Source organism: Devosia sp. (genome assembly GCF_028290625.1).
Classification (GTDB): domain Bacteria; phylum Pseudomonadota; class Alphaproteobacteria; order Rhizobiales; family Devosiaceae; genus Devosia.
Genome location: NZ_JAQGJM010000047.1, coordinates 1 through 2,571 on the forward strand (window position 1 = coordinate 1; position 2,571 = coordinate 2,571).

The 2,571-nt window shown below is 59.0% G+C and carries 2 protein-coding genes; one reads left to right on the forward strand and one right to left on the reverse strand.

Annotated features, from left to right (window positions below):
- The coding region (locus JWR51_RS23690; protein ID WP_299753566.1) for an SdrD B-like domain-containing protein at positions 1–1,740 on the reverse strand (1,740 nt) is incomplete at its 3' end.
- 235 nt (positions 1,741–1,975) lie between these two features.
- Here JWR51_RS23690 and JWR51_RS23695 point away from each other — a divergent pair.
- A complete protein-coding gene (locus tag JWR51_RS23695) occupies positions 1,976–2,374 on the forward strand; it encodes a Dabb family protein (RefSeq protein ID WP_299753568.1) in 399 nt (132 codons plus the stop codon).
- Positions 2,375–2,571 lie beyond the last annotated feature (197 nt).

Here is a 2,571-nt window from a genome sequence, read left to right on the forward strand (position 1 = left end):
CTCCAAAGGCTGACCGACACCAAATGAGGAGGCAGCGATATGCACGAAATAGTTGCCAGGAACGAGGCCGGTGAAGAAGTAATTGCCATCGCTCTGCGTCAGTTGCGAAGCCACCGGCGTAGCCGTATCGACATCATCGCCTTCACGGAAAAGCTGCGCCAGCACGCCGCCCGCGCCTTCCCCTGTATCAAAGTGTCCGTTGTGGTCGATATCAATGAAGACCAGATTCCCCACGCTCATGGGGTTCATCGAGCGAATGACGAAGCCAAAGTCATGCGTCAGGTCCACATCCGCATCGTGGAAGTTGTCGCTGCCAGCAGCATAACCCAGTTCCGTGGTGCCATCCGTGGGGGCTGTTCCCAGCGCCAGGGTGAACACTGCCGTGGCCACGCCTGTGTTTTCTGGTGTTGGGACGTCGATGCCATCTTCGCCCGATTCATCATCACCCGACTGCGTGCCGGTGACGGAGAGCGCGGAAAACAACGGCTTGCCCAGGGCAAACTCCGCGGGCGGCACAAACAAGAAGTAGTCGCCCGGATCAATGTTGCTAAACAAGTAGCTGCCGTCCGATGCGGTCCGAATGAAGGCCACAGGCGTGTCAGACAGAGGGTTCGCGCCAGCCGCAAACAGCTTCACCGTCACCCCGGCTACGCCTTCACCATCGTCGTACTTGCCATTGTGGTCATTGTCGATGAACACCAGATTGCCCACGCCGACCTTGCCCGCAGGCAGCACGAAGCCTAAGTCCACCGTCAGGTCCACATCTGCATCCACCGTATCGTCATCGGCGGCGTTGGAACCCGTTTCGCCGTTTGCCTCGGTGGGTGCACCGCCCGCCACCAGAGTGATGGTCTGGCTGAGAATGCCGAACGTCTGAGGCTCCGGATCATCAATGCCGTGCTCACCCACATCATCATCCTGGCCTACAGTGCCGACTCCTGGCACTGACAGCGCGCCTTCCAGCGGCCCGCCCTGTTGGAACTGCGAGGGCGGAATGTAAAGCTTGTAGTCACCGGCCAGAAGGCCGCCGAAAAGGAAGTGCCCCGAATCATCCGTCACCAGATCCAGCAGCGCGAAGTCCTGTCCTGGTGTGTCGCTGGCACGGTAGAGCTGCACGTCCACGCCGGCAATGCCCTCGCCCGGATCAGCTTTGCCATCGTGGTTGGTATCCACGAACACCAAATTGCCAATGCCCAGCGGACGGTAGAAACCAAGATCCACCGTCATGTCGCCATTGGTGTCATCAGAATCATCGTAGTCTCCCATGAACCCGGATTCCTCCGAACCTACGGGTCCAAAACCAGGTATGAAAACGTTGTTTTCGACGGTGCTGGGGGCGGCAATGAAATCCAGCGTGCTAATACCGTTCAGCTCAGGAGAAAAGTCGTACTGCCCCTTCGCTCCGGTGTCGTCGTCGCCCACCAACTGCGCCGTGGGCAGGCAGTACATGCCCTGCAACGGCTTGCCCGCGGCAAACTCGCTGGCGGGAACCGTGACCTTGTAAGTGCCGGGTGTCAGATCTTGAAATGAATAAAAACCATTAAGACCAGAAAGAGTCGTGTCCTGCAGATCATACGGGAATTCAGGATCGCCGCTGACCTTCCAGAGCTCCACCATCACCCCCTCCACGCCTTCGCCACTGTCGGCATGTCCATTGCCATTGGCATCGACAAAAATGAGGTTGCCCACGCTCATCGACTGGGCGGAAGCCATGTCCGCTTTAGCCAGAAACCCCGCCATCACGAGACCCAGGAGCAGCCAGAAAGGCAGCTTCCCGCTCCGTCGAAAAGCAGGCTGTGGCATGGGAAAGGAGGGCAACTTCATGTTAAAAACTATAACTATTATTGAAAATGTACTCAATTTCACGGGAAAGAAAAGTTAATTTTTACGAAGTACTTTTTGCGCCTCCCCTTCTCACCTCTGCGATTCCGTCCTTTTCTCCTCGCCGCTTTCCACCTAGGTTCGGCCCATTCCCATGAATCTTCTCCAACGTCTCGCCTTGTCCGTCGCCCTCGGCTGCGCCATCCTCGTCGCCATGTCCCAGACCTCCGCCCAAGCCGCCGACGCCGGTGTTTACCGCCACGTTGTCCTGTTCAAGTTTAAAGACTCCGCCTCCGCCGAGCAGGTGAAGAGTGTGGAGGCCGCCTTCCGCAAGCTGGCCACTCAGGTGGACACCATCACTGGCTATGAGTGGGGCACGAACGTGAGCCCGGAGAACAAGAACGAAGGCTTCACCCATTGCTTCCTGGTCACCTTCAAGGACAAGGCCGGACTGGATGTGTACCTCCCCCACCCTGCGCACGACGCCTTCAAGGCCGTGCTCATCCCCCACCTCGACAAGGTGCTGGTGATCGACTACGTCTCCGCGAAGTAGCATCAGTTTCCGGGCACCACATCTGATGGGCCACTCCGAATGAGCCAAGCCCCTTCACCCCCATCCGCGCCCCGAAGCTGGGCGCGCATCCTGCCCCTGGTCATCCTCATGGGCGGCGCGTTTGTGTTCTGGTACTCACAGCGCCCGCCTGCCTACACTCCCGTCGCCGCGCCCGCCCCGACCGCTCCCGTGGCCGG

Bases quoted from the DNA above. Each gene is read 5' to 3' on its own strand.
- JWR51_RS23695 (WP_299753568.1), top strand. From the start codon at position 1,976: ATGAATCTTCTCCAACGTCTCGCCTTGTCCGTCGCCCTCGGCTGCGCC.